A 24,521-nucleotide genomic window follows, 5' to 3' on the forward strand; every position below is an offset into this window, starting at 1 on the left:
GACGGATACCATCACCGGCTCCTCTCCACTGAATTAGGCCGCACTACGTCATGCGTCAGCACCATAAAGAGTGCGGTATTCCCTCATTATTTTCAGATATATGCCAATGCCAAGGACAAGTCCCACCGTTCCCCCCACAGCCATACCCCATATATACGACATGTCGTCAGACAACGCCACAGCCACACTACCAAGCACAGGCACAAGCAGCACTATCAGTACAGCCATGAACATATGGTGGCGACGACGATAATAGCGTGCTTTTTCAGCCACCTCGGCCACCCCCATGCTGCAGCAGTCAATCTTCTTTATGCCAATCATCAGATACAAATCCATCATAGATGCCACCAAAAAGAATCCGCCAAACAAAATCCGCGGAAACATCGGCAATATATGCCTATAAAGTATCAGGGCTGGCGCATGAGATTTAACTCAAATTCAGTCAAAAATTCACCTGATTATGTGAAATAAACTTTCAGATATTGCATATATTGCTGAAAATGGATATATTAGAGGTATGCAAATAGAAATTTTCAGCAAAGTAAAAGACCCGCGCGACTTGGGCAAGGTTAAACATGAGCTCGAGGATGTGCTCCGAATGGCACTCATCGGCGTGTTGTGTGATTGTGAGGACTGTGACGACATATCGGATATGGTTACAGACCGAGAGGAAGAATTCAAGGCCGCCGGATTGCTGAAGCTTAGCAACGGCGTCCCGTGTGGTGACACGATACTTCGTGTTGTAGAGTCTGTCAATCCCGCTCAGCTCCGGGCAAGTCTTGATTGCTGCCGAGGCCACATAATCGAATCCCTGTGCGGCAATCAGGTCATCATTGACGGTAAGAAACTGCGGGGTGAAAATCCCAGGAGTCCCGGATGCCACGGACTGTATATCCTCAATGCGTGGGTATCTGAAACAGAAATCTGCGTTGCCGAAAAGCCGGTGGATGGCAAGACCAACGAACTTACGGTTCTGCCGTCCGTATTGTCCTCTTTATGGCTTACAGGGGCATTGGTTTCAGTCGACGCAATGGGGACCCACCGTAATATCGCAGAACAGATCATGCTCCAGGGCGGCGACTATCTGATGGCGCTTAAAGACAATCAGCCGATACTCAAGAGCTTGACGGAAAGTATCTTTAGTAGGACTACTCCATTATCGGTATACACAACCGAGGAAAAGGGGCACGGAAGAGTTGAGAAGAGAACCTGTTCAATTATGGATACGACACTTTTGGAACAGGAGGGAATGTACGAGAAGTGGCCCGGTCTTAAACGTATCATAAAGATGGAGCGTGAGCGTACTGAGAACGGTGCCCGCTCGCGTGAAACAATCTACTATCTCAGCAGCGTGGAGAAAGATGAGGCTTCTTACTATGCGATGCGTATTCGTGCGCACTGGGGTATCGAGAACAAACTGCACTGGCATCTCGACGTGACGTTTCGGGAAGATATGTGCCGCGTACGCGCCAAGAATGGCGCTGTCAATTTTTCAGCGATGCGCAAGTATGCATTGGAAATGCTTAAAAAGCAGAACGATAAACTCAGCCTTAAACGAAGACGCAAAAAATGTATGTGGAGCACTGAATATCTGTACAAAGTCTTTAAGGATAGTTAAATCTCATGCGCCAGCCCTGATAAAGTATCACCGACACCGCACACATCAGCATCCCGACTACCGTAAATATTCGGTAGCGTCTTACAAGCCTGTCACGGGCAGTCACAATCCTGCCTACCTTTATCTTTGCCATCTGCTCATCAGTGTTGCCTCTGCCCTCAAGCTCTGTCAGACGAGCATCAAGACTGTCGATTCTGCGTTTGAGTTCTTCAATATCCATATCCTATATTTTTAGAGCTTGTTTAATAATAAATGTTACCGTCAGGTCGGTCAGTCGGCAAGCAGATTTTCGCTTGTGATGAGGGAGTTATGTGGCTCCATAACGACCGAAGAGCGGGCGGAAAGATGCCGACGACTGACCGACGGGAGGTAATTTGTTCCATATTGTTAATATATTTTTACATTTGCTTTAAAGCAGGCAAGAGATTGAATGGTTATAAAGCTACCTTTTGTCTCGTATATCCTGGCCACTTTTCGCCTTGTTCCTGCGGTCATGTACATAAAGTACAATCCTTCGTCACATGTCGGAAATCGACTCAAGCTATACGACCCTGGCGGCAACATTTATTATTAAACAAGCTCTTACAGTTTCTAAAGTTAAGGTCACGTTATTCCTCCGAGTACCTCACCAGCTTCTCCTTTATCCGTTTAAGCCTTGAAGCCACTGTGTTGCGGGACATCGCCATCACATCGGCAATCGCATCATACGGATACCCGTCGAGCCAAAAGAGTATCATCGCTTTCTCCACATGGTCGAGCCTGTTGATAAGCCGGTGCATCTCAGATATCAGTTCATTACGGTTGCACCCCACATCGGCCACATCGGTCAATGCCGATAACGGAATGTGGGCATCGGCCCGTCGGTTTCTGCGGAAAAAACTCACACAACTGTTCAGGGCCACACGGTAAACCCATGTACGCACATCCGACTCGCCGCGAAACCGGTCCATACCGCGCCAGAGATTCACGTAGGTCTCCTGCCGCATATACTCATAGTCCTAGACACAGCCGGCATACATGTAGCACACCCGGTTGACCGTACACCTATGCTCCCGCAATAACTGCAAGAAATTGTCATCCGTTTTCTCTAATAAACTAATATCCATATTCAGGAAATCATCTTCAATACCATTAGACGCATCCGCTCCATATTAGTTCCGCCCCAATCATCGTTTATACACGCAAAATTGCATACTGACGTTACGAATATTCGGATTTCTACTAAATCCCAACATTATTATATGTTTTTCCATGAAATATCTTGCATTCCATGACACAATTACATATATTTGCGAAACATACAAATCAATTATTAATACACTATTTTTTCCGGACAAGGACGGAAGTAAAATCAATCGCTATGCTACCCACCAATCGAGGCTTTTGGCTCACACTCATCCTGTCAATACTCACATTAGGTATCTATCAGTGGTATCTCGTCTATGCATTTGCCCGCGAGACAAATATCGCATGCCGCAGAGACGGCCAAAACACTACAGGACTGTTCCTGTTCATCATCCTGACAATAATCACATTCGGCATCTATTCGATTGTCTGGTACTGCAAATGGATTAGCCGCTGCAACACATATCTCGCAGTCAACGGACAGCCACAGGGACTACAGGTAAGCACCTATCTCCTCTCTCTCTTCTTCGGATGGCTTACACTCGGCATATTCAATCTTGTCGTCTTCTGCAAAATGCTCTATCTGCAAAATGCGGTAAACAATACCTACAACAACATCACCGGATGCACATCAGAAGCTCCCGCAGGATATGCTCCCGCCGCAGTCTGATTATAGTCTAACGCCGCCTCCCAGACATTCCTCCGCCCGGCGCAGTTTGTCGAGCGTACCTATATCGTGCCAGTTCGTACCCGCGGGCTGGCACCATCCTTTTATATACATCCTGCCGCACGACTCGATATAATAGTCAGTAATCGAAAACACCTTCTTCCCGTTGGCCCGGCCATAACGGCATATATCCTCAACCAGGCGGGGAGATACAATATGAACCCCTCCAAACGCCATCGTCGCCAGCCTGGATATATCCAGTCGCTCCGGACGCACTCGGCCACTGCTGATATCAGTCCAGCCATGCATACGCATGTTCTTGTCAAACAGCAGATAGCGCGATGTCGCCCTATGGCTGGTAAGCAACGTGGCATCAGCGCCCGACGCCTCATACACCCTCTGCATTTCCACAAAATCCACATCGGTATATATGTCGGCATTATGGAGCAGCACAGGCTCATCGCCTGAAAGCCAATCGGCGGCTGCCGCCACTCCGCCTCCAGTGTCAAGCAGCATACCGCTCTCGTCGCTTATATGCAGCCTCATCCCGAAGTCGTCGTGCTCTCTGAGAAAATCTCTCACCTTGTCGGCAAAATGATGCACATTGACCACCGCCTCCCCTATACCGTATGACTTCATGCGTATAAGCACACGCTCAAGCATCGCTACACCGTCAAGCTCGACAAGCGCTTTAGGCACACTATCGGTAAGCGGACGTAGCCGTGTGCCCAGACCGGCGGCAAATACCATCCCTTTCATCGACGCGCATTATAAATAGTAGAGATGCCCTGCTCGCGATGACAAAGCACCACCTTTACTCCATATTTTTCATTGAGATGACGGGCCATATGCTCGGCGGCATACACCGACCGGTGTTGCCCGCCGGTACAGCCGAAACTCACCATCAGCTGCGAGAATCCACGCTCAAGATAGCGGTCGACAGTCATGTCCACGAGAGCATACGCATTGTCGAGGAAACGCGTTATCTCCCCGTCACTCTCCAGGAAATCTATTACCGGCTGGTCGCGCCCGGTAAGGGTAAGATACTGGGGATAACGCCCGGGATTATTGAGCGCACGGCAATCAAACACAAATCCGCCGCCATTAGGCATAGAGTCGTCGGGGATTCCCGACTTACGATAGCCGAAACTGAACACCCTTATTGTCATATCCTTGCTCTGCGAGCGCTCATTGTTCCATCGAGGCAGTTCTGTCAGGCGCCGCAGCGTGTCCATCAGGCATGGCATACCGTCAGGGGCATCAGGGTCATCAAGCAGAACGCGCAGATTGTCAATCGCCGACGGAATGCTCTGGAGGAAATGGGCCTTGCGCTGTACAAGACCCCGCAGCCCGTATGCACCGAGCACCTGGAGTGTGCGCAACAGCACAAACAGCTTCAGTTCCCGACGGAATTCAGCTCCATCGAGAGCTATATACGGCTTCGATGCCCGGATGTATTCATCGATAAGTTCATCGCGCAACTCATCCGGATAATGCGCCTGTGCCTGCCACAGAAAAGACACTACATCATAATGATACGGGCCACGGCGTCCGCCCTGGAAATCAATAAACCGCAGACTGCCGTCGGAGGCAAGCATAACATTGCGCGACTGGAAGTCGCGGTACATGAATGTAGGCGTATCATGTTCGAGCACCTTGTCACACAAGACAGTGAAGTCTCGCTCAAGCATCACCTCGGAATGCTCCACCCCTGAAGGCTTCAGAAAGCAATATTTGAAATAATTCAAATCCCACATCAATGCCCGGCGGTCCATACGCCCCACCGGAAAGCATACCCTGTCGAAGTCGAGCCCTCCGGCTCCCTCCCACTGCAATACCGGCAGCGCGGCTATAGTGCGCCGCAACACATCACGCTGCTCATCGCTCCATATACCCTGGGTACGTCCGGGAGCGATAAATCCGAACAGTGCCGTAGAACCGAGATCCTCCTGTATATAATATATACCGTCGTCACTCACGCCACGCACCTCCGGCACCGGAAGGCCTTTGACGCGAAAATGACGTGAAAGTTCCACAAAGGCCCTGTTTTCCGAAACGTCGGTACCGACAACTCCGATGAGCGATTCAACACCGCGCATGCGGTAATATTTACGTCCCGAGCCGGCTCCTGGCAACAGCATCATGCTTTCAGGAGCATACCCGGTAGCCTCCTGATATAGCCTGTAGAGCACATTGTCAACCCCTATTGTACCGTTTCTTTCTTCATTCATAAATCAGCATCTAAGAGCATATTAATAATCCATGAATTCCTGACAGCGGATTTCACAGCACAGTTCAAAATCCGCCTCGCCGACGAGTCCTCAGTGTGCCGGCTTGCTTGGATGTCCCTGACTGAGACGATCGGCAAGCACCACTCCGAAGAGTATCAGGCCGCATCCGAGATAGCCTATCCATGTCACCTGTTCACCAAGGAACACTGCCGAGGCCACAAGTGTGATTATCGGCTGTACGTATAGATAATTGTTGGCCTTTACAGCACCTATGCCCTTGACCGCCCAAGCCCATATGAGAAATGCAAGCATTGAGCAGAACACGCCAAGAAAAATGAAATTGACCCATACGGCTGTATCGGAAAACACTTTCAGATTTCCGTGTTCAGGCTCGGTAAACAGGAATGGCAACGCCGTAAGGAGCCCATAGAAAAAGGTCTTTCGGGTTATGAACAATACCGTATAGAACGCGCTGAGTTTACGCAACACAAGTGAATATACAGCCCAGCTCACTGCGGCAGCCAGCGCAAGCAAATCGCCGAGAGGCTTTACCGCCAGCACAAATGAACTGTTGAAAATCACCAGACCCACACCGAGAAACGCGACAAGCGAACCGGCCACCATGCCACGCGACGGACGCTCTGATTTATACAGAACGCCTACGAGAAGCGTAGTTATAAGTGGCGCGAGCGTGACTATGAGCGACACATTCGACACAAGAGTATGCTCAAGAGCGGTATTCTCCGCTATGAAATAGAGAGAACCGCCACACATGCCGCACGCCACAAACAGCAATTCATCGCGCACAGAGTTGGAGACCATACGTCCATGGCATACAAGCAGTATCAGCAGATATGCGAGCAATGTACGGTATACATACACCTCGGTTGGCTGAAGGCCATGCTCAAGTAGCACTTTTGTAGACACAAACGACACTCCCCAGGCCGCTACGGTGAGCAGCGCGCCTACATTATAGAGTATCATTGACATCTGTGGACGATGGTTTGCAGTACCGGTATGCTGGGACATAAAGGCTCTATTTTGGCAATGTGGTTATGTTGATAATCAAAAATCGCTCTCTTTGATATTGCCCAAACTATATTGATTCAGATTTTGAAAAGTAGACAATCTCTCACATGCAATTTTTATGCAAAGATAGCGATTTTTGAATATTTTCCATCAGTCGGAAAATAAACTTTTTCAATCTCTGCTCCATGCCACAACGCCTCCGGCCTTGCGGGAGGCCGCTACATCGACAAGGCGCTGATTGGACGAGCCGCGGAACAGCAGAGCTGTGTCGCGCATACTCTCTATAAAAGGCCCGTCGACAAGCACATCGACAAACTCCATAAGTGGGGCAAAACGCGGCGCAGCAGCTACATGCTCGTAGGTGAATCCTGTGTAGCACCACAATGTATATCCGGCACGTTTGACGGCGCCGGCGAGAGCAGTGACACCTTCGGCCTGATACAACGGGTCACCGCCTGAAAAAGTGACATTGAAGTCATTCTCCCTCACCGTGTCCATTATCTCGGCCACACTCATCTCGCGGCCTCCGTCGTGAGCCCACGATTCCGGATTGTGACATCCGGGACATGCATGGTCACACCCCGCCAGATATATCGATGTACGGAGTCCGGGGCCGTCGACGCTGGTGCCGGCAACTATGTCAAGCACCCTCAGCCTTATGTTTTTTTCTTCCTCAGTCGGAGTATAGTCCGCGTCCTGCAACATCATTTGTGTACTACACGGTCGTTGAGTTCAGCCAGCTTCGCACTGTTCCAGCGGTCGGTGGTTCCTACGAGATAACCCGTGATACGCTGCAGCTTGTCTATTGCATGGCTGCCGCATACAGGGCATTTCTCAAGATTGTCCTGGGCATCCTCGTATCCACAGGCCATGCAGCGGTTGCGGTTGTGGTTGACCGAGCCATAACCGATATTGTATTTGTCCATCATGTCAACAATATCGCTGATAGCATCGGGATTATGAGTGGCGTCACCGTCGATTTCGACATAGAATATGTGGCCGCCGCCTGTCAGAGCATGATAGGGAGCCTCGATTTTAGCCTTGTGACGCGGCGAGCAGTGGTAGTACACCGGCACATGGTTGGAATTTGTATAATAAGTGCGGTCAGTCACTCCGGGAATGATGCCGAACGACTTGCGGTCTTTCTTCGTGAACTTGCCCGAGAGCCCTTCGGCAGGAGTAGCCAACACTGAGAAATTGTGCTGATAAAGTTCGCAGAACTCATTGACGCGGCTACGCATGTGGCTTACAATTCTCAGGCCAAGTTCCTGTGCTTCGTCGCTTTCGCCATGATGTGCGCCGACGAGAGCTACCAGACATTCTGCCAGACCGATAAAGCCGATACCGAGCGTACCCTGATTTATCACCGGCTCGATAGTGTCGGTCGGTTTCAGATTTTCCGCGCCTATCCACAAGCGCGACATGAGCAAGGGGAATTGCTTTACAAGCGCGGTCTTCTGGAAGTCAAAGCGGTCGCACAACTGACGAGCGGTAATATCGAGCACATCGTCAAGACGACTGAAGAAACGGGCTATACGCTCCTCCTTGTCCCGGATATTCATACATTCGATGGCTATACGCACGATGTTGATTGTAGAGAAGCTGAGATTACCGCGTCCTACCGAGGTCTTCTCGCCATAACGGTTTTCAAACACACGCGTACGACACCCCATGGTAGCCACCTCGTAAAGGTAGCGGTCGGGGTCGTCGGCGCGCCATTTCTCATGCTGATTGAATGTAGCGTCGAGATTCAGGAAATTGGGGAAGAATCTGCGGGCTGTCACCTTGCATGCCAGCTTATAGAGGTCGTAGTTGCGGTCACCGGGCTTATAGCTGATGCCGGTCTTCTTCTTCCATATCTGTATAGGGAATATCGCAGTGGCGCCGTTGCCTACACCCTCATATGTCGAATTAAGTATCTCGCGGATGATGCAGCGTCCTTCGGCCGAAGTGTCGGTGCCATAGTTTATCGAGCTGAACACCACCTGGTTGCCCCCACGCGAGTGGATGGTATTCATATTATGTATGAATGCTTCCATCGACTGGTGCACACGCCCTACCGTCTCGTTGATGGCATGCTGTTTCATGCGCTCTCTGCCTTTGAGGCCATCGAGCGGACGCTTCAGATAGTCGTCTATAGGAGCATTGTAAAGTTCACTAAGGTCCTCGCCGCTGAGCGACTCAAGAGTCTTGATTTCTTCGATATATGATGAACGTACGAATGGAGCCAGATAGAAATCGAATGCTGGTATGGCCTGGCCGCCATGCATCTCGTTCTGGGCTGTCTCAAGAGATATGCAGCCGATGATACTTGCTGTCTCTATGCGCTTGGCAGGACGCGACTCGCCGTGGCCGGCAGTGAAGCCGTATTTCAATATCTTGTCGAGAGGGTGCTGTACGCATGTCAGACTCTTGGTAGGATAGTAGTCCTTGTCATGTATATGGAGATAACCGTTGCGCACAGCCTCGCGCGCTTCGTGCGACAAAAGATAGTCGTCGACAAACGGTTTGGTGGTCTCGCTCGCAAACTTCATCATCATACCCGCAGGCGAGTCAGTGTTCATGTTGGCGTTCTCGCGGGTGATGTCATTATTCTTGGCCTCGATTATCTCAAGGAACATGTCGCGGGTCTTGGCCCGGCGTGCGATGTTACGCTGATCGCGATAGGCAATATATCGCTTGGCCACCTCCTTACGCGGGCTCTTCATCAACTCGAACTCCACCCGGTCCTGAATTTCCTCTACTGTCATGCGTTCATTGCCGGTCATGCTGATACGATCGGTTATCTTAAGGATAAGACTTTCGTCCTCCCCGATTTCAGTCTGCAACATAGCCTTGCGGATAGCTGCTTTTATCTTCTCGTCATTATATCCCACGACACGGCCGTCGCGCTTTACTACAGTCTGTATCATCTTATTTTATGGTTAGGTAGCTGCTTGATAAAATGCGTTTTTATTGCGAGTGCAAAGTTATACAAGGATGCACAATTATGCAATCATCAACACAAATAAAATGCCAAAAGTTTTTATTTTGGAAAACTTTTGGCATTAATGAAATTTACAAATACCACAGTATCAGATATTTGCGATTTTTTTTGGAAAACTATGCTTTAAAACATACGCCTAACATTTGCTAAAATGTAATTTTTCTCAACCGACTGCGACATACATTATTGATTCATATCGCGCATCTTCGGCAGGTGTCGCCATATGTACCATACCGATACAAACGCAAGCACCAGACTTACCACAGCCAGCACGGCATGTCCGCCGCCGGAGCCGGTACCAATCTCATCAAGCGCCACTGTATCCACGCCGCGACGCATAAGCCACATGGACAGCACTACAAGAGAATTGTTGAATGCATGTGCCACAACCGGAAGCCACAGCGAACCGCTCCACCAGTAAAGATATCCGAAAAATGCACCCAGCAGCACCCTTGGCACAAAACCGAAAAACTGCATATGGATAGCACTGAATACTATCGCGGCAATCCATATCGCCACATGCGGATTGCCGAACAGACGCATAAGCAGCGACTGGAGTCCGCCCCGGAAAAACCATTCCTCCGCCACTCCTGTAAGAACGCCTATTATTAGTACCGACACAATCAGGTCGGCCACACCGGTGCCGCCGAGCAGACTTTCAATCATAGCCCCGGCGGTAGATTCATAAGCGCGCAGCAGCCTCTCGAAATCAGCCATACTCTCGGGAAAATGAATGCTCTCGTTCCATCCCACAACGCAGTTCATGGCCGGAATAGCCACGACGAGCGTAAACAGGGCGCTACACACCCCGAACCATCCGGGACTACGGTCGATACCAATGAAATGCCATGGGCGCCATGCGGCTATCAGCATGGTCATTGCCACGGGAAGCATGAATATAATAAGGTCCTGAAGCACGACGGCCAGACGTATACGGTCGAGTGTGGCGCCACCGACAAACCCTATTGCCACCAGGCCTATGGCCCATGAAAAAATCCAGCAGCATACAAAAAGCGCCAGGGCTTTCCCGGCCGAAATGCGCATAACGCCGCTCACTCCGTCAGGAGTGGAAATCCTATTGTCAGACATTGAATTGAATTGAATTGTTTTGATTGCCACAGACACAGATCAGTTGACGCGCCTGCGCCTTACTCCGGGGTCAGGCTCCTTCAGCAGCGCCTCCATCTCCGGCGGCACGTTGAATATATCATCCTTGTCCTTTGGACGCAATGCCTCATACCATTTGAACTGCGGCAGATAATATATCGATTTCTTTGCAAGATACAGAGGTGTCACCGTACCGTCGACATCAGGCCACATGGTCAGTTTCTGTAGCGTCGAGTCGTTGAAATGAGCGGTCAGATAACTGCTTGTCGAGCTTATTATCTTATTATATGTAGAGTCGTTCTCCTGAGGGAGCATGATATTCTCCACATTACCGCTCACATCAAGCTGCGACAGAGACCCGTCGACAAACTGCGCGAGCATCTCGCGCCCGGTAAGCTGATTGTAGAACTCGTCGCCGATATGCTCGGCAACGAAGCCAAACTCCGGCAACTTGGCCCAGTCGACAGTGGAGTCATTGAAATGCACCTGGATGACATTGCCGAACACCTGACGTTCACCGCTCCACACTATCGGATGACGGTGCATGTACATCAGCGAATCGCGCTCAACCACGCTGAGCGAGTCGCACAGGCCCTGGAGGTCGACGCGCCAAAAGCGCACACGCGGATAGGCGGTCATTATATGCGTCGAGTCGCTGTCGCTGCGTTGCACATAAGTGCGTATCGTGTCGCCATGGAGATAAAGAGTATCCTTGCGGCTATATTCAAGAAGTCGGGCGCGTATGGTGGCAAACGAGCTGTCCTCCTTCTCGAAGTAGCATCCGTAGCCCCCTTCCAGAGCCGACTGACGCGCCGAGTCGGTAAGAATCATATTTCCCCAGGCCTCGCCGAAACCGGTAGTCTGGTCATAGAACAAAGTGTCGCCGGTAAGCGTATTGCCGCGGCGGGTCTTTATAAGCGACCGGTCGTACAGGCGCGTTGTGTCGGCCTCGGTATTGTACATACCGTTGCTGGAGTATACCGTGGCACTGTCGGTCACTATCACCGACGGCTTCACAATCCGGGCTATATGATTGTCGGTATTATAGAGCAGCTCCTCGGTGGTGAGAGTGAAATCGCGCTCGCCCTTGTCCTTAAGCACTACATCGAGCCTGAACTGAGCGTCCTTGGTAGCGGGACTGTATTCACCGTATACCGAGGTGAGCACATTGGCCGTGTCGGCCAATGTTCCGCCGTTGGTATAGTATCCCAGATCCTGCCCCAGGTCATAGTTGAAAACGTCGGTGGTAAGCTGCACCTCCTTGTTTATCAGGCGCACCTCTTCCACTCCGTTACCGTAGAACACGGCCATCTCTTCGGGGTTGTTGTAGTTGAGCTCGTCGGCATACACAAACAGAGTGTCGCCCTGCTCCATCCTTACGTTTCCGAAAGCGTCGAAACTACCCTCCTGGTCATAGAAATGCGCGCTGTCGCAGTACATGAACATGTCGTCCTTGCGAAACTGCACGTTGCCTACAAGTATCTGGTAGGCTATCGAGTCGCGGCTGTCGTCGGTCCACAGCCTGTCGGCTCGCTCCAGAAACACCTTTCCCGGGGTATGCCTGTCGGTAGAAGGCACTGTCGGTTTTATTTCGTATCGCTTCGGCGGATTCACCGGAGGCAATTCCGTAGCCGGAGATTTAGGAGCATCGGGGTGACCCGACAATATCGCGGGCACACCGAGAGCCATCAAACACGCCACAGCCCAGCGGCCACGGCGCCAGCCATTGCATCCGCGACTGCCTCGGTCAGTCTCCCGAAGCATTCTGTCGCTTTTCGGATCCTGCATGAGTGAGTTGTAAATTGTATTGTTATGTGAGGTAGGGTCAGTGGGAAAACTGTGGCCTGCGGTCACTCCTTGCTGTCATCCCGGTCTGACGAAGAGTCAGAGCTCACACCCTCCTTAATCCAGCCTTTATGCTTGAAGTCGCAGTCGCGCCACCCTTCTTCGATTCTCACGTAGGTATCGGCAATCTTCTTCTCTACCCACTTTGTCACGATATCCTCCTTGGCATGCGACTCATAGAGGTTTTTGATAAGCTGATAGTCGTCGCTCATATTGGCACGGTGGCCGGGGATACGGTTGCTCAGTTTCACCATCGCCACGATATCGCGGTTGCGCTTGGGATCCTTCATTATAAATGGCTTGGACAGCTCGCCGACACTCATATCGGCCACCACCCGGCTGACTTCCTGAGGCAGTTCGCCCATCTCAAATCGTGTGGTATTGTTCTCCTGGTTCACCATCTGTCCGCGGTTGTTGTGGGTGTCCTTGTCCTGCGACACGTAGGGCACGGCCTCCTCGAAGGTAAACTTCTCGGCCAGTATCTCCTGACGCACGGTATCAAGACGGGTCATAGCTTCGGTAAGGTCCTTGTCCGACACTTTGGGGCGTAGTAATATGTGGCGGGTGTTGATGCGGTCACCTCGTTTCTCGATAAGCTGTATGATATGGTAGCCAAACTGTGTCTCCACTATTTTCGACACCTTTTTGGTATCGTTGAGATTGAAAGCCACAGCAGCATATTCCGGTTCAAGATTGGCACGCCCGATAAATCCGAGCTCACCGCCGCGCAGACTGCTGCCATCCTCGCTGTAAAGGATAGCCAGGGTGCTGAAATCGCTCTCCCCTTTGTTGACACGCTCGGCATAGTCGCGCAGTCGGGCCTTGACCTCGTCAATCTCCTCGCGCGGTATTACAGGATTGAGGGTCATAATCTGCACTTCGACCTGAAGCGGCACAAAAGGAACACTGTCTTTTGGCAGAGAGTTGAAGTAACGTCGCACGTCGTTGGGAGTGGCCATGACCTCCTTGGTAAGCGAGCTCTGCACCTCCTCGACGAGCTGATGGTTGCGTATCATGTCACGCAACTGCTCGCGCACAGCCGGGAGCGGACGTCGGTAAAATTCTTCGACTTTCTGCTGGGAGCCAAGGTTGGCTATAAGGAAGTTGACCTGCTGGTCGACCATCTGCATCACCTGGTTGTCAGGCACTTCTATAGAGTCAATCTCCGCCTGGTGGATAAAAAGTTTCTCCACAGCAAGGCGTTCGGGAATTACACAGTACGGGTCACCCTCGATATCGCTGCGCTGCGACTGCATGGTCTGGTATGTCTCCTCGATTTCACTCTTATAAATAGGCTGGTCGCCAATCCACCAGGCCACCTCCTCGACAATATTATTCTGGGCGGCAGCCATTATAGTCATAGCGCTGAAAGCGCCGGCGAGTATTAGCTTTGATATTTTCACTTCCGTAAGCGATTAAATATGTTATTTTTTATTTGTTATCCTGTTTATCAGCCGGTGACATGCCGACCTTTCCAGCAAGTTCCGGCGACAGCTTTACCAGTCCGTTGTCATACGCACGCTTTACAAGGTCGCGGCGCAGACGCCGGTCGTAATCGGCGGCGGAAGCCGACTGCAACATGCCGGCCACCGCATCGCGGGCAAGCTCGAAAGGCATCTGGTCGCCATCCGACAGACGGTCATTGACAGCGAGCATATACACCCTGTCGCCTACCGTGGTCTCAAAGTCCTGATGCCTCGCCGGAAGTTTCTCAGACTCGGCATCGACTCCGCCGGGCACACGCGCCACGATATCGCTCCATGGCAGCCAGCGGTCGCGGAAGTAGATGTACTCTACCGCCGGGTCGAGACTCTCTTTCTCAAGTTTCTCGAGGTCGGCTTCAACCGACGACCGGCTCCATCGTCGCAGGTCGTTGATATGCGGATGCTTCTTGTCTACAGAGAGGAATATACCGCGTACCATCGGCTGAGAACAGCGGTACAGACCCGGCTGACGGTCATACTCTCTGCGCAGGGAGTCATCGGAATATTGCGGCGCACCCTGCTGCTCGGCCATCACCTTGCGGTACTCCAGCATAATCAGGTCGTTGCGATACTCCTCGGCCATGCGATCGATACGCCTCGTGTCGGCAATATTGCGCGCGGCCTCAAGCCCAACGGTCTTGCGCTCAATCCAGCTGTCAATGTAGCCCATACACCATTCGGCGCTGTCGGCGCCTGAAAGTCCGTAGGGCATCGCCTCGTTAAGCTCCGACACGGTCAGTCGCGCATCGCCTATCTTCACAAGCACACCCGGCTCCGACACACCTCCGTGCGACCCTGCACCGCATGATGATACCATCGCGGCGATGACACAGGCTATCGGAAAGCATACGAGTAAATTATGCATTGCAAAGTATCTTTTCATGACCGGAACCATACGCGCTGCAACATGACTGCTGGACACTTGTCCGGATTCAAGCCCCAAATTTACAAATTTTCCGCCTAACTTCCCAAGCAATTGGCCGGGCTATTTCATGGATTGATGAAATAGCCCGGCCAATATTGTCTTTTAATATATTTTAATGATACGAGGCGATGCAATGGTCCGTCAGACGGACAATCTTGATTAGCACCGCATTATCGCCCGACATTCAGATGTTGTTTCACTGATTTCAGCACCTTCTTGTTGACTTTGACCTTGTGGGTGGCACGCAGCTGCTCCACCCACTCGCGCTCGAGTTCCGCCTGATAGTCGGTAGTGACGGCACCGCGCACATCGGCGGCTTCCTCCGGAGCCTCTATCATACGCCCATTCCAGGGCATCCAGCATTTCCACTTTCCGGGCAGGTCGGGACGCTCGCCTCCGAAAGCCACAGCGTCGACCACCCGGTTGTCGCCCTTGGCGGCAAGCACACGCTCGATGCGCACATCCTTGTCAAACTGACGCTTGAGCACCACCCCTATCGAATCGGGATTGATGTCGCCGGCAGCAGCCACATACTCCCTGACTACCGTCATCATAGAGTCGTTGGGAGTATAAATCATGAATCCCTTGTATTTGGGTTCGGCCAGAGAATAATCGCCACGATGGGCCTCGAAGTATTTCTCGATACCCTCGGTATCCTTTGCCGCGCCTTCCCATATCTTGCGGTTGCTTATCTCGAACAGTAACATACCGTCGTGATACTCGCGCAACAGGTTGGCGAAATCGGCATCCTCCGCTGCAAGACGTTCGGTTTCAAGGTCGATAAGCTCGTTCTCGCTGAGCGAGTCGGAAGGCGAAGTCTGGAAACGCGCTCTCAGTTCGTCCATCTTCTTACGGTAAGAAAGCTGAGCGCGTCCGTCGCGCTGCATCATACCCATAATCTGCTGACGCACATCGTCGAGAGCCGGCACACCGCGGTGGCCGAGAGTCTTCACGATATGATAGCCGTAGGAGGTCTGGAAAGGCTCCGACACGGCACTGTCGGCCAGTGCGAATGCAGCCTTCTCAAACTCCGGCACCATACGTCCTGCACCGAACCAGGGGAGCATGCCGCCGTTCTTGGCCGAACCAGGGTCCTCGCTCTCTCTGCGGGCGAGATCGCTGAAGTCGGCGCCACCCTTAATCAGAGTATAGATAGAGTCAATCTGAGTCTTGGCCCGGGCCTGCTCCTCGGGGGTCTTGCCCTGGGTGAGCTTAAGTATATGCTGCGCCAGCACCTCGCCTGTAGCGGCGCGGCGTGCGCCCGACCTTACGATATGAAATCCGAACGGTGTTTCTATCACCGGCGATATCTCCCCCTCGGGAGTGTCATAGGCCGCCTTCTCAAATACATAGGGGAAACGTCCGGGAGTGATGTATCCCATGCTGCCGCCGTTGCGCGAGGCCGAACGGTCAATGGAATATTTGCGCGCAAGGGCTGCGAAATCCGCCCCCCCGACAGCGGCGGTGCGGATGCTGTCGAGCAACGCCTTGTTCTTCTCCCGCTCTTCGGGTGTCTTGCCGAGAGCCACCATTATGTGGCTCGCTTCTACCTCTACCGGATAGTGGGAATAGGCTTCTGATATCAGGCGCTCCTCCTCATCCTTGTCGGTAAGATAAGGACGCACGAGGTCGAGGCGATACCCCTCGTATTCCTTACGGAATGCCGCAGTGGTGTCAATGCCGGCCGCAATGGCGTCGGCCACCTTCAGCTTGTAGGCGATAAACATATCGAGATATTCGTCGACAGCCACCGGCGACTGCTGCTGCATATTGTTCTTTCCGTAGAGATAATCGAACTCACTAAGGCGCACATCCTTTCCGTCGATGGTCATCAACACCGGATCCGAGGGCTTCTTTCCATCGGCAACCAGAGCCACGCCCATGCCCATGGCAAGCACAAATAGCGATTTGCGTAGATTCATTATTAAGTATGTGTTCTAAATTATTTTATATTACAACAGAGATATAACGCAGAACCGCAGCTCCTTATTATATCTCTGACGATAACTTATTTCACTTGGCATATAGCGCGCATCCATGTCCCGGGCGAAACCGAGACATGGATGCGTTTTATTCGTGATTACTGATGTGATGCGCTGTAGTTGGGCGCCTCGCTCGTGATGGCCACATCGTGGGGATGACTCTCCATCACTCCGGCTGCGGTGATGCGGGTAAACTTCGCTTCATGCAGCTTCTCGATGTTGGCGGCTCCGCAGTAACCCATACCCGAGCGCAGACCGCCGAGCATCTGATAGGTGACTTCGTAGAGCGACCCCTTGAAGGGCACACGTGCGGCGATGCCCTCCGGCACGAGCTTGCGGGCATCGGTCTCGCCACCCTGGAAGTAGCGGTCCTTCGAACCCTTCTCCATGGCCTCCAGCGAACCCATGCCGCGGTAAGCCTTATATTTACGGCCATTATATATAATGGTGTCGCCGGGGCTCTCCTCCACGCCGGCGAGCATGCCGCCGAGCATCACCGAGTAAGCACCTGCGGCAAGAGCCTTAACGATATCGCCCGAATAGCGTATGCCGCCGTCGGCAATCAGAGGCACATCGGTGCCTTCGAGAGCCTTGGCCACATCGTAGACGGCCGAAAGCTGGGGAACACCCACTCCGGCGATTACGCGGGTAGTGCATATCGAGCCGGGGCCGATACCTACCTTCACACCGTCGGCACCGTTCTCTACAAGGAAGCGGGCGGCCTCGCCGGTAGCGATATTGCCTACCACCACATCAATTTCGGGGAAAGTCTCTTTAATCTGGCGCAACACGCCTACCACACCCTTGCTGTGGCCGTGGGCAGTGTCGATTACGATGGCGTCGACGCCGGCGTTGACAAGTGCGGTAGCACGCTCCATCACGTCGGGGGTCACACCCACACCGGCGGCTACACGCAGACGTCCCAGAGCGTCCTTGCATGCATTGGGCTTGTCCTTGGCCTTGGTGATATCCTTGTATGTCACCAGCCCTACCAGATGGCCTTCGCTGTCAACTACGGGCAGCTTCTCGATTTTGTGCTCCTGAAGTATGGCGGCCGCCTCCTCAAGATTGGTCGACTGACGGGTGGTCACGAGATTTTCCTTCGTCATTACCTCGTCGACCGGACGGTCAAGATTGCGCTCGAAGCGCAGGTCGCGGTTGGTCACAATACCCACCAGCAGCTTGTTGCTGTCTACCACGGGTATGCCGCCGATATGGTATTCCTCCATCATGGCGAGAGCGTCGCGCACTGTGCTACCGGTAAGTATAGTCACAGGGTCGTAAATCATACCGTTCTCGGCACGCTTTACTGCATGCACCTGACGGGCCTGCTCGGCAATCGACATATTCTTGTGGATAACGCCAATGCCACCCTCGCGCGCTATCGCGATGGCAAGACGGGCCTCGGTGACGGTGTCCATGGCGGCCGACACCAGAGGTACATTCAATGTAATACGGCGGGAAAATCTTGTGGTGAGATCAACTGTGCGCGGAAGCACTTCACTGTAAGCGGGAATAAGGAGGACGTCGTCAAATGTTAGTCCCTCCATCTTCACTCGGTCTGCAATAAATGATGACATATGGCGATATGGTTGTATTTATTGCGCACAAAGTTACTAATTTTCCACGAATCCACCACATCCACTCGCCCAACTTTTTTCCTTTCCCTTCATTTTTTTCTTCATTTCACTCGCGGCATACATCAATGCATATATCCGTAAATCGGCAACGAGGATTCATAATCTGTGTCAATTCGTTGTGTTGTCAACCGAGTCGGGCAGCAAGTCTTCCCGGAAGAATTCCTCCCCATCCTCCCGTTTATAATAAATGAGACCATACTCCTTACTTATTACAAACTTTTCAATACGGTAATATGGATAATTGGCCAAATCTGAAACATATCTGGCATTTGAGGAATCAGTAATAACGCAATCGTTTATTATATGATTTCCTATTGCATAGCTATGTGTAACCAACGGACTAAGAAAGTCGTATTCGTCAATAGTGGATCGTGCTCCAAGTTTTGCACTATACCATAGATTATTTTTCTTAACAGGTCTTCTTATTGAAAAATATCCTGAAAGAGTTTTCAAGCTATCTTTTATTTCAAACCAATAGCCTGTATTTGCATCATAATCAGTATTACACGCAGAACTTATAAAAATTCTATCGGTAGAGTTATTAATGAATTTTTTTTGATATCTTACCGACACTGTTCGACCGTTATTGGATTTAAGTGTGATTTCTGAATACAGGGGTATGGAGTTTGTCCATTCCAAATCATCATCTGAAAGGTGTGTCATGTGGATATAAATACACCCTTGCATGACAGCGGCAATAGATATTACCCAAATAAGTAATTTGTATTTCATAATTATTTTAGTGCCTTAGTGAGTACTGCAATTCCTTCCTGGAGTATTAATCTCGAATATCGTCACTCGTAAGGTTGCCGGCCGCATCGTAGCTGAAACCGAATGTAGTCTCCTCTTTCAGTGCGCCTATTACGGAGTTGTCCATCGTAGACACTGTAGACGATGTAGGTGCGATAGTCGCCGCAAGAATCTGCGAACCAACGTTGTCAAGCCGTATATCCTTGATTACTCCAAACGACAGGATATAATTCATAATCTTACTCAATTCGTGGTATTCCCAATGGAGTCGGGCAGCAAGTCTTCCCGGAAGAATTCCTCCCCATCCTCAAACTTGTAGTAAATCAGCCCGTACTCTTTACTCCACACATATTCTTCAACCTTGTTTTTGATATCATTCTTCCAAAGTGGGGGATAGCTCGAGTTTTTTGTCAGCGATAATTATTTCTTTATTAGCAATATTACTATAATCTGTACATAGCCACCATACATTGATATCACAGAACAGAGAATCTCCAACCAATTTTATAATATGTATCCATCCTTTAAAAGACTCATCGTTATGTCTCAATACAAAATGATATCCGGCATTAGCCTCCTTATTCGGTCCAAGACCTTCGCTGAAGTAAAATCGGTTCTGGGAGTTATTGACAAACTTCTTTGTAACAACAAGTGTATCCAAGTTGCCATGAGTGGATGTGAAGAATACGGAGTCGCCATAATTATAAGTATTAATCCACTCCAAATCATCATCAGTCAATTTTGTCACATGGATGTAAACACATCCATGTGACAAAATTGATATTAGTCCAGCGACAAATAATCTTAAATAAGATCTATATTGCATTATATTCATAATATATTTATGGCTTTAGATAATTAATCATCGTGGATATACTATGGTAGGCGCCCCAATTTAAGTGAAATCCTACCGGGACATATTGAGTATATCCAGGTGAAATTAGCCCAAATAACTCTTGAATATCCGATACAGGGCCTTTCCCTATGCAGTAATTACCATATTGTGGGCCTATAGCGACATAGTTTTTAATATACTGTCCATCTGTAAGTCCATGTCGTTCCATCGTCAGTGGACTTACTGCTGCGGGATTAAATGTAACGGCCGGTTTCTGTGTCGCCATACTTGCAGCAGCTGCCAATCCGCCGCCCAAAGAATGACCCACGAATGTTATTTCATTGCCATCCAAATCTCCAACCAACTTTTTTGCATTACTGATTGCATAACTATATTGTCCGGCACATCCAAGTAATTGTATAATATCCTCAATTACATCGTTAAAAGAATCTGTGCCGGCAAATACATATGCATATTCTATATTTCCATCCTTTTTTACTCTTTCAAAAAGCATGGATGTAAATCCATTAGTCCCTAATGCAGGATTCAGCATTTGAATATTTGTTGGTGGACTCGTTGACCTTTGCCAATGTAGCTTCTCTAAGAGATTGTCTAAAATTCATATTACTTTGCTTTTGAGAGTCTTGTCGGCGTCTTTTTGTTTATTCTTCGGTCATGTAGCTATGGCTACACTCCCTCATCACAAGCAAAAATCCATCAGACAATCCTTCTCAAAATCGGTATCATATAAATTTAGACAATCTCTAAGGCTTCAATATAATAATTATAGTTTTCTGATTCCATATAAACAGCACCACTCATTAAAGCACCTTCATATGGTGTGGGTTCCAATCCTTCGGGATCTATGAATCTTACGGGATTTCCGAGAGCGTATATGTAATGGGAGACCCTTTGTGACTTTTCGCCAAGGGCATCAACGGAGGTAAAGCGATTGAGTATCGGGTCGTAGTGGCGGTTCTGTAGGTCGTAGAAGGTGTGGGCATCGCTTTTTTCGAGCTTTCCTCCTTGGAAAAGATTATTTCCTGACCAAAAGTAATAGCCATAGCTTTCGCCAAACAGCGAACCTCCGGGATAATAGTGTACGGCCTTTGTAAGACTGTCGTTGTCGGCGACAGTACAGCGCACGTTGCCTTGATAATCCTTGACGTAGAAGTAATGGCGGCCATTCTCATAGTAGCCTGTGGGAGTATTGATGCGCGACAGCTTACCGCGGATATATTCGTAGTTTCCGCAATATTCATATGGCGTCTGTCTGGTGTATGCCTGGATTGCAGTCATTGAGTCGCGGTCAGAAACAGGAGGCCATATGATGTCGGGCAGTGAAGCCGCCTTGGACGCCGGCGCCGTGCCGGAGAATGTCTTGCTGCGTTTCCCTATCATGGCAGGAGAGGGTTTTAAGGTTTTTGCAAATATATGTGTTCGTCTATTAAAATGCAAATAAAATCCCGACAATTCGCACGCATCCGACACAGACCAGAGCAATCCATTACGACAAGCCACCGCGCACCGACCGATTATATATAATGTGGCCGACCTCACGGCCGGCCACATCGTTGTCAAACATTATTATGGTCTTTTCACCTTATTTACGAAGAGTGCCCGATTTGGCACGTATGATATCATTGAGATGGTCGGCAGTGGCACAACCGTTGTGTTCCATCTCAAGAGATGCCCACACAAACGGGCCGACACCCTTGGCGTCGTTGTCGCGCACCGGTTCCGATATGTAGTAGTCAAACGATCCGTCACGCCGGCGGTTCTCCTTCACCTTCGGAGCAGCCTTGCTCACTGCAGGGCTCACACCCGGGCCGAGGCCGGCCACAGCGCAGCAATCGGTAAGCGACAGCGTCATGTCGGGATTCACCTTGAGGAAACGGTCGACGATACCATGGTAGGCCTTACGGGCAGGCACCATAAAGCGCCCGTCGACATACCCCTTGCGCACACTCTTGAGCATCGAGTAGGCCATCATGGCCGAGCAGGTCGACTCAAGATAGTTGCCTTCGCGGCCCGGCTGGTCCATCACCTGCCACCACACGCCGCTATCCTTGTCCTGCCACTTCACCACTCCGTCGAGAGTGCGGGTAAGCAGGTCGGCCACCTCGCCGCGGCGCCCGTAATCCTCGGGCAGGGCATCGAGTATCTCTACCAGGGCCATCACATACCAGCCCTGGGCGCGACCCCAGCAGTGCTGCGACAGGCCGGTGGTGTCGTTGCTCCAGAACATGTCGCGGTTCTCGTCCCACGCATGGCGGTTGAGCCCTGTCGAGGCATCGAGAGTACGCTCATAAGTCTTCTTCAGCTGATCCACGGCATCGTCATACACAGCCTTCTGCTTCTTGGCGGAGAGCATGTGGGCGGTCTTCACGCGGAAAGGCAGACCCATGAATATGCCGTCGAGCCACACCTGATAAGCATACATGGCCTTGTGCCAGTATACGCCCTCTTTGGTGCGCGGCTGCTTGTCGAGCTGCTGCTGAAGAGTGCGAATAGCGATGAGATTCTTCTCTTCGGGAAAATTCTCATGCATGGCGGCCACGAAATGACCCGTACGCACATTGTCGAGATTGTAGTCGGCCAGGTTATAGCCGCGTATCGAGCCGTCGGCACCAATCATCGTGTCGGTATAGCTCTTGCAATAGTCGAGGATGCTGTCGTCGCCGTAGCGCAGATATGTGTCGAGCATCGACTCAAGCTCAATGCCCATGACATAGCTCCACTTGGGCTTCTTGGAGAAGTCGAGCAGACAGCTCTGGGGCACACGCTGCATCTCCGACTTCGTGAGCCACTGGCTCAGGTTGCGGTAAGGAGTGCTGCTCAGGCAGGGCTTGCCGTTGACCGTGGTGTTGGCGAAATTCACCTCGCCCACCTTGCCGGTGATTTTGTTGTGCTCGGCCACCCCGTCGAAACGGCAGTTGTTCACATTAATATTGTATACGTTGGCCACCGAGTCGAGCGAGTTGAGCAGGATTCCGTAGCGGCTCTTGTTGCAGGTTACATTGTCAAGATATACGTTGCGCACCGTAGGCACATACCCGCGGCAGCATATCTCGCGCGGCTCATAGTCGAGATTGATGCGCATCACCGACTCCTTGCACTGCCCTACCTCGATATTGCGGGCATAGATATTCTCTATCACACCGCCGCGGCATGTATTGGTCTTGATGCGGATGACACGGTCGAGGTTCGGACTGTCCATCGTACAGTTCTCGGCAAACACGTTGCGGCATCCGCCGGATATCTCGCTGCCGATAACCACACCTCCGTGGCCATTCTCCATGCGGCAGTTGCGTATGATGATATTCTCCGACGGACGTCCCCACAGACGTCCGTCATTGTTGCGGCCGCTCTTGATGGCTATACAGTCGTCGCCAGTGTTGAAGAAGCAGTTCTCAATCACCACACCGTCACACGACTCGGGGTCGCAGCCGTCGCCGTTGGGGCCGTCGTTGCTGATATGCACCCCGCTTACGGTCACATTCTTCGACAGCAGCGGATGGATTACCCAGAACGGCGAACGCAGCAGGGTGACATCCTCGATAAGCACACCGTCACACTGGTTGAAATTAATCAACTGCGGGCGCAGGCAGTCATCGGCTGTAAAGCGGCGCTCGTCCATCTCCACTCCATCCTCGGCCAGACGAAGCAGGCGCGGACGCGCATGGTCGCCCTGCTGGCGGGGCATGCCCTCCTTCCAGCCAAAACGGTCCTTGCCACACCATGGCCACCAGTTTTCATTGTCGGCTCCGCCGTCGATAGTGCCCTTGCCGGTGATGGCTACATTGTCGGCCTGGAAGGCATATACACACGGCGAGAGATTCCAGCAGTCGAGACCCTCCCAGCGGGTAGGCACTATGGGGTAAAGCTCGGGCTGGAACACAAAGAGCAGCGTGGCGCCCTCGTCGACCTTGAGGTTGACGTTGGAGAGCAACCGTATGGCGCCGGTACGGTAGGTGCCCGCGGGCACAGTCACTACACCGCCGCCAGCCTTGTGGCAGGCTTCGATTGCCTTGTTGATTGCCTTCTGGTTCTTATCCGGTCGGCCATCGGGTTTTGCACCATACTTGCTGATGACAAAAGTCTTTTCAGGGAAAACAGGTCGCTTCACGGCTCCGTCGATCTGCTTGTAGTCAGTGTCCCATGCCGAGGCATAGGATATCAGCGGAAGCAGCATGAAGGCTATTTTCAACAGGTATTTTTTCATGTCGGTCTATGTAATTTATGGATATTAGATGACGTGATGTCTGTGCAAACTTAATAATTAATTTTTGGAAAT

Annotated in this window: 22 protein-coding genes; 2 read left to right on the top strand and 20 right to left on the bottom strand. The window is 51.2% G+C overall.

From position 1 onward, the window contains the following. Positions 1-48: 48 nt before the first annotated feature. Positions 49-339, bottom strand: a complete 291-nt coding sequence (locus ADH68_RS00840) for a hypothetical protein (RefSeq protein ID WP_068960204.1) — start codon at positions 337-339, stop codon at positions 49-51. Positions 340-517: 178 nt separating this feature from the next. Here ADH68_RS00840 and ADH68_RS00845 point away from each other — a divergent pair, with 178 nt between their 5' ends. After that, positions 518-1,618 carry an ISAs1 family transposase gene (locus ADH68_RS00845; protein ID WP_068960103.1) on the top strand — a complete coding sequence of 367 codons (1,101 nt, stop codon included), beginning with the start codon at positions 518-520 and terminating at the stop codon, positions 1,616-1,618. On the opposite strand, the gene ADH68_RS00850 is transcribed toward ADH68_RS00845, so the two are convergent. Together ADH68_RS00850 and ADH68_RS00855 are read right to left on the bottom strand one after the other, a co-directional pair. Further along, the gene (locus ADH68_RS00850; protein WP_068960203.1) at positions 1,605-1,838 is read right to left on the bottom strand and encodes a hypothetical protein; all 234 of its coding nucleotides are present in this window, start codon (positions 1,836-1,838) and stop codon (positions 1,605-1,607) included. The genes ADH68_RS00845 and ADH68_RS00850 overlap by 14 nt on opposite strands. 388 nt (positions 1,839-2,226) lie before the next feature. Further along, positions 2,227-2,604, bottom strand: a complete 378-nt coding sequence (locus ADH68_RS00855) for an RNA polymerase sigma factor (RefSeq protein WP_084273951.1) — start codon at positions 2,602-2,604, stop codon at positions 2,227-2,229. A 374-nt stretch (positions 2,605-2,978) separates the two neighbouring features. Between ADH68_RS00855 and ADH68_RS00860 the strand changes: the two genes are divergently transcribed. After that, positions 2,979-3,413 carry a DUF4234 domain-containing protein gene (locus tag ADH68_RS00860; protein ID WP_068960202.1) on the top strand — a complete coding sequence of 145 codons (435 nt, stop codon included), beginning with the start codon at positions 2,979-2,981 and terminating at the stop codon, positions 3,411-3,413. Here the strand turns inward: ADH68_RS00860 and ADH68_RS00865 are convergent, their stop codons facing one another. From ADH68_RS00865 to ADH68_RS00945, 17 genes are all read right to left on the bottom strand, one after another. Continuing rightward, positions 3,414-4,169 (bottom strand): sugar phosphate nucleotidyltransferase, encoded by a 756-nt coding sequence (locus ADH68_RS00865; protein ID WP_068960201.1) that lies wholly within the window; start codon positions 4,167-4,169, stop codon positions 3,414-3,416. Beyond that, complete coding sequence (locus ADH68_RS00870) at positions 4,166-5,641, bottom strand: RapZ C-terminal domain-containing protein (RefSeq protein ID WP_068960200.1); 1,476 nt, start codon at positions 5,639-5,641, stop codon at positions 4,166-4,168. The genes ADH68_RS00865 and ADH68_RS00870 overlap by 4 nt, the downstream gene beginning before the upstream one ends. A gap of 90 nt (positions 5,642-5,731) precedes the next feature. After that, positions 5,732-6,670, bottom strand: coding sequence for a DMT family transporter (locus ADH68_RS00875; RefSeq protein WP_232321452.1), 939 nt, complete (start codon positions 6,668-6,670; stop codon positions 5,732-5,734). A 171-nt stretch (positions 6,671-6,841) separates the two neighbouring features. Beyond that, positions 6,842-7,378, bottom strand: a complete 537-nt coding sequence (gene nrdG / locus ADH68_RS00880) for an anaerobic ribonucleoside-triphosphate reductase activating protein (protein WP_232321450.1) — start codon at positions 7,376-7,378, stop codon at positions 6,842-6,844. Beyond that, a complete protein-coding gene (locus tag ADH68_RS00885; protein ID WP_068960199.1) occupies positions 7,375-9,582 on the bottom strand; it encodes an anaerobic ribonucleoside triphosphate reductase in 2,208 nt (735 codons plus the stop codon). Before ADH68_RS00885 ends, nrdG begins: the two co-directional genes overlap by 4 nt. Before the next feature lie 257 nt (positions 9,583-9,839). After that, complete coding sequence (locus ADH68_RS00890) at positions 9,840-10,745, bottom strand: CPBP family intramembrane glutamic endopeptidase (RefSeq protein WP_084273949.1); 906 nt, start codon at positions 10,743-10,745, stop codon at positions 9,840-9,842. A gap of 39 nt (positions 10,746-10,784) precedes the next feature. Next, complete coding sequence (locus tag ADH68_RS00895) at positions 10,785-12,551, bottom strand: OstA-like protein (protein WP_068960197.1); 1,767 nt, start codon at positions 12,549-12,551, stop codon at positions 10,785-10,787. Positions 12,552-12,613: 62 nt separating this feature from the next. Then, a complete protein-coding gene (locus ADH68_RS00900) occupies positions 12,614-13,969 on the bottom strand; it encodes a peptidylprolyl isomerase (RefSeq protein WP_068962002.1) in 1,356 nt (451 codons plus the stop codon). Between the two features lie 70 nt (positions 13,970-14,039). Continuing rightward, positions 14,040-14,957: a hypothetical protein gene (locus ADH68_RS00905; protein ID WP_107042741.1), complete on the bottom strand. Its 918-nt coding sequence runs from the start codon at positions 14,955-14,957 to the stop codon at positions 14,040-14,042. Between the two features lie 230 nt (positions 14,958-15,187). Then, positions 15,188-16,939 (bottom strand): peptidylprolyl isomerase, encoded by a 1,752-nt coding sequence (locus tag ADH68_RS00910; protein ID WP_068960195.1) that lies wholly within the window; start codon positions 16,937-16,939, stop codon positions 15,188-15,190. A gap of 158 nt (positions 16,940-17,097) precedes the next feature. Further along, positions 17,098-18,579 carry an IMP dehydrogenase gene (guaB, locus tag ADH68_RS00915; RefSeq protein WP_068960194.1) on the bottom strand — a complete coding sequence of 494 codons (1,482 nt, stop codon included), beginning with the start codon at positions 18,577-18,579 and terminating at the stop codon, positions 17,098-17,100. A 168-nt stretch (positions 18,580-18,747) separates the two neighbouring features. After that, positions 18,748-19,371, bottom strand: a complete 624-nt coding sequence (locus ADH68_RS00920) for a hypothetical protein (RefSeq protein WP_068960193.1) — start codon at positions 19,369-19,371, stop codon at positions 18,748-18,750. A gap of 46 nt (positions 19,372-19,417) precedes the next feature. Further along, the gene (locus tag ADH68_RS00925; RefSeq protein ID WP_068960192.1) at positions 19,418-19,624 is read right to left on the bottom strand and encodes a hypothetical protein; all 207 of its coding nucleotides are present in this window, start codon (positions 19,622-19,624) and stop codon (positions 19,418-19,420) included. Between the two features lie 138 nt (positions 19,625-19,762). After that, positions 19,763-20,137, bottom strand: a complete 375-nt coding sequence (locus ADH68_RS00930) for a hypothetical protein (protein ID WP_068960191.1) — start codon at positions 20,135-20,137, stop codon at positions 19,763-19,765. A 94-nt stretch (positions 20,138-20,231) separates the two neighbouring features. After that, positions 20,232-20,777: a YqiA/YcfP family alpha/beta fold hydrolase gene (locus ADH68_RS00935; RefSeq protein ID WP_107033545.1), complete on the bottom strand. Its 546-nt coding sequence runs from the start codon at positions 20,775-20,777 to the stop codon at positions 20,232-20,234. 200 nt (positions 20,778-20,977) lie between these two features. Beyond that, positions 20,978-21,625, bottom strand: coding sequence for an RHS repeat-associated core domain-containing protein (locus ADH68_RS00940; protein ID WP_068960189.1), 648 nt, complete (start codon positions 21,623-21,625; stop codon positions 20,978-20,980). 202 nt (positions 21,626-21,827) lie between these two features. Then, positions 21,828-24,449, bottom strand: coding sequence for a glycoside hydrolase family 88 protein (locus tag ADH68_RS00945; RefSeq protein WP_068960188.1), 2,622 nt, complete (start codon positions 24,447-24,449; stop codon positions 21,828-21,830). Between the last annotated feature and the right edge of the window lie 72 nt (positions 24,450-24,521).

The sequence above is a fragment of the Muribaculum intestinale genome (genome assembly GCF_002201515.1).
In the GTDB taxonomy this organism is placed as follows: Bacteria; Bacteroidota; Bacteroidia; order Bacteroidales; family Muribaculaceae; genus Muribaculum; species Muribaculum intestinale.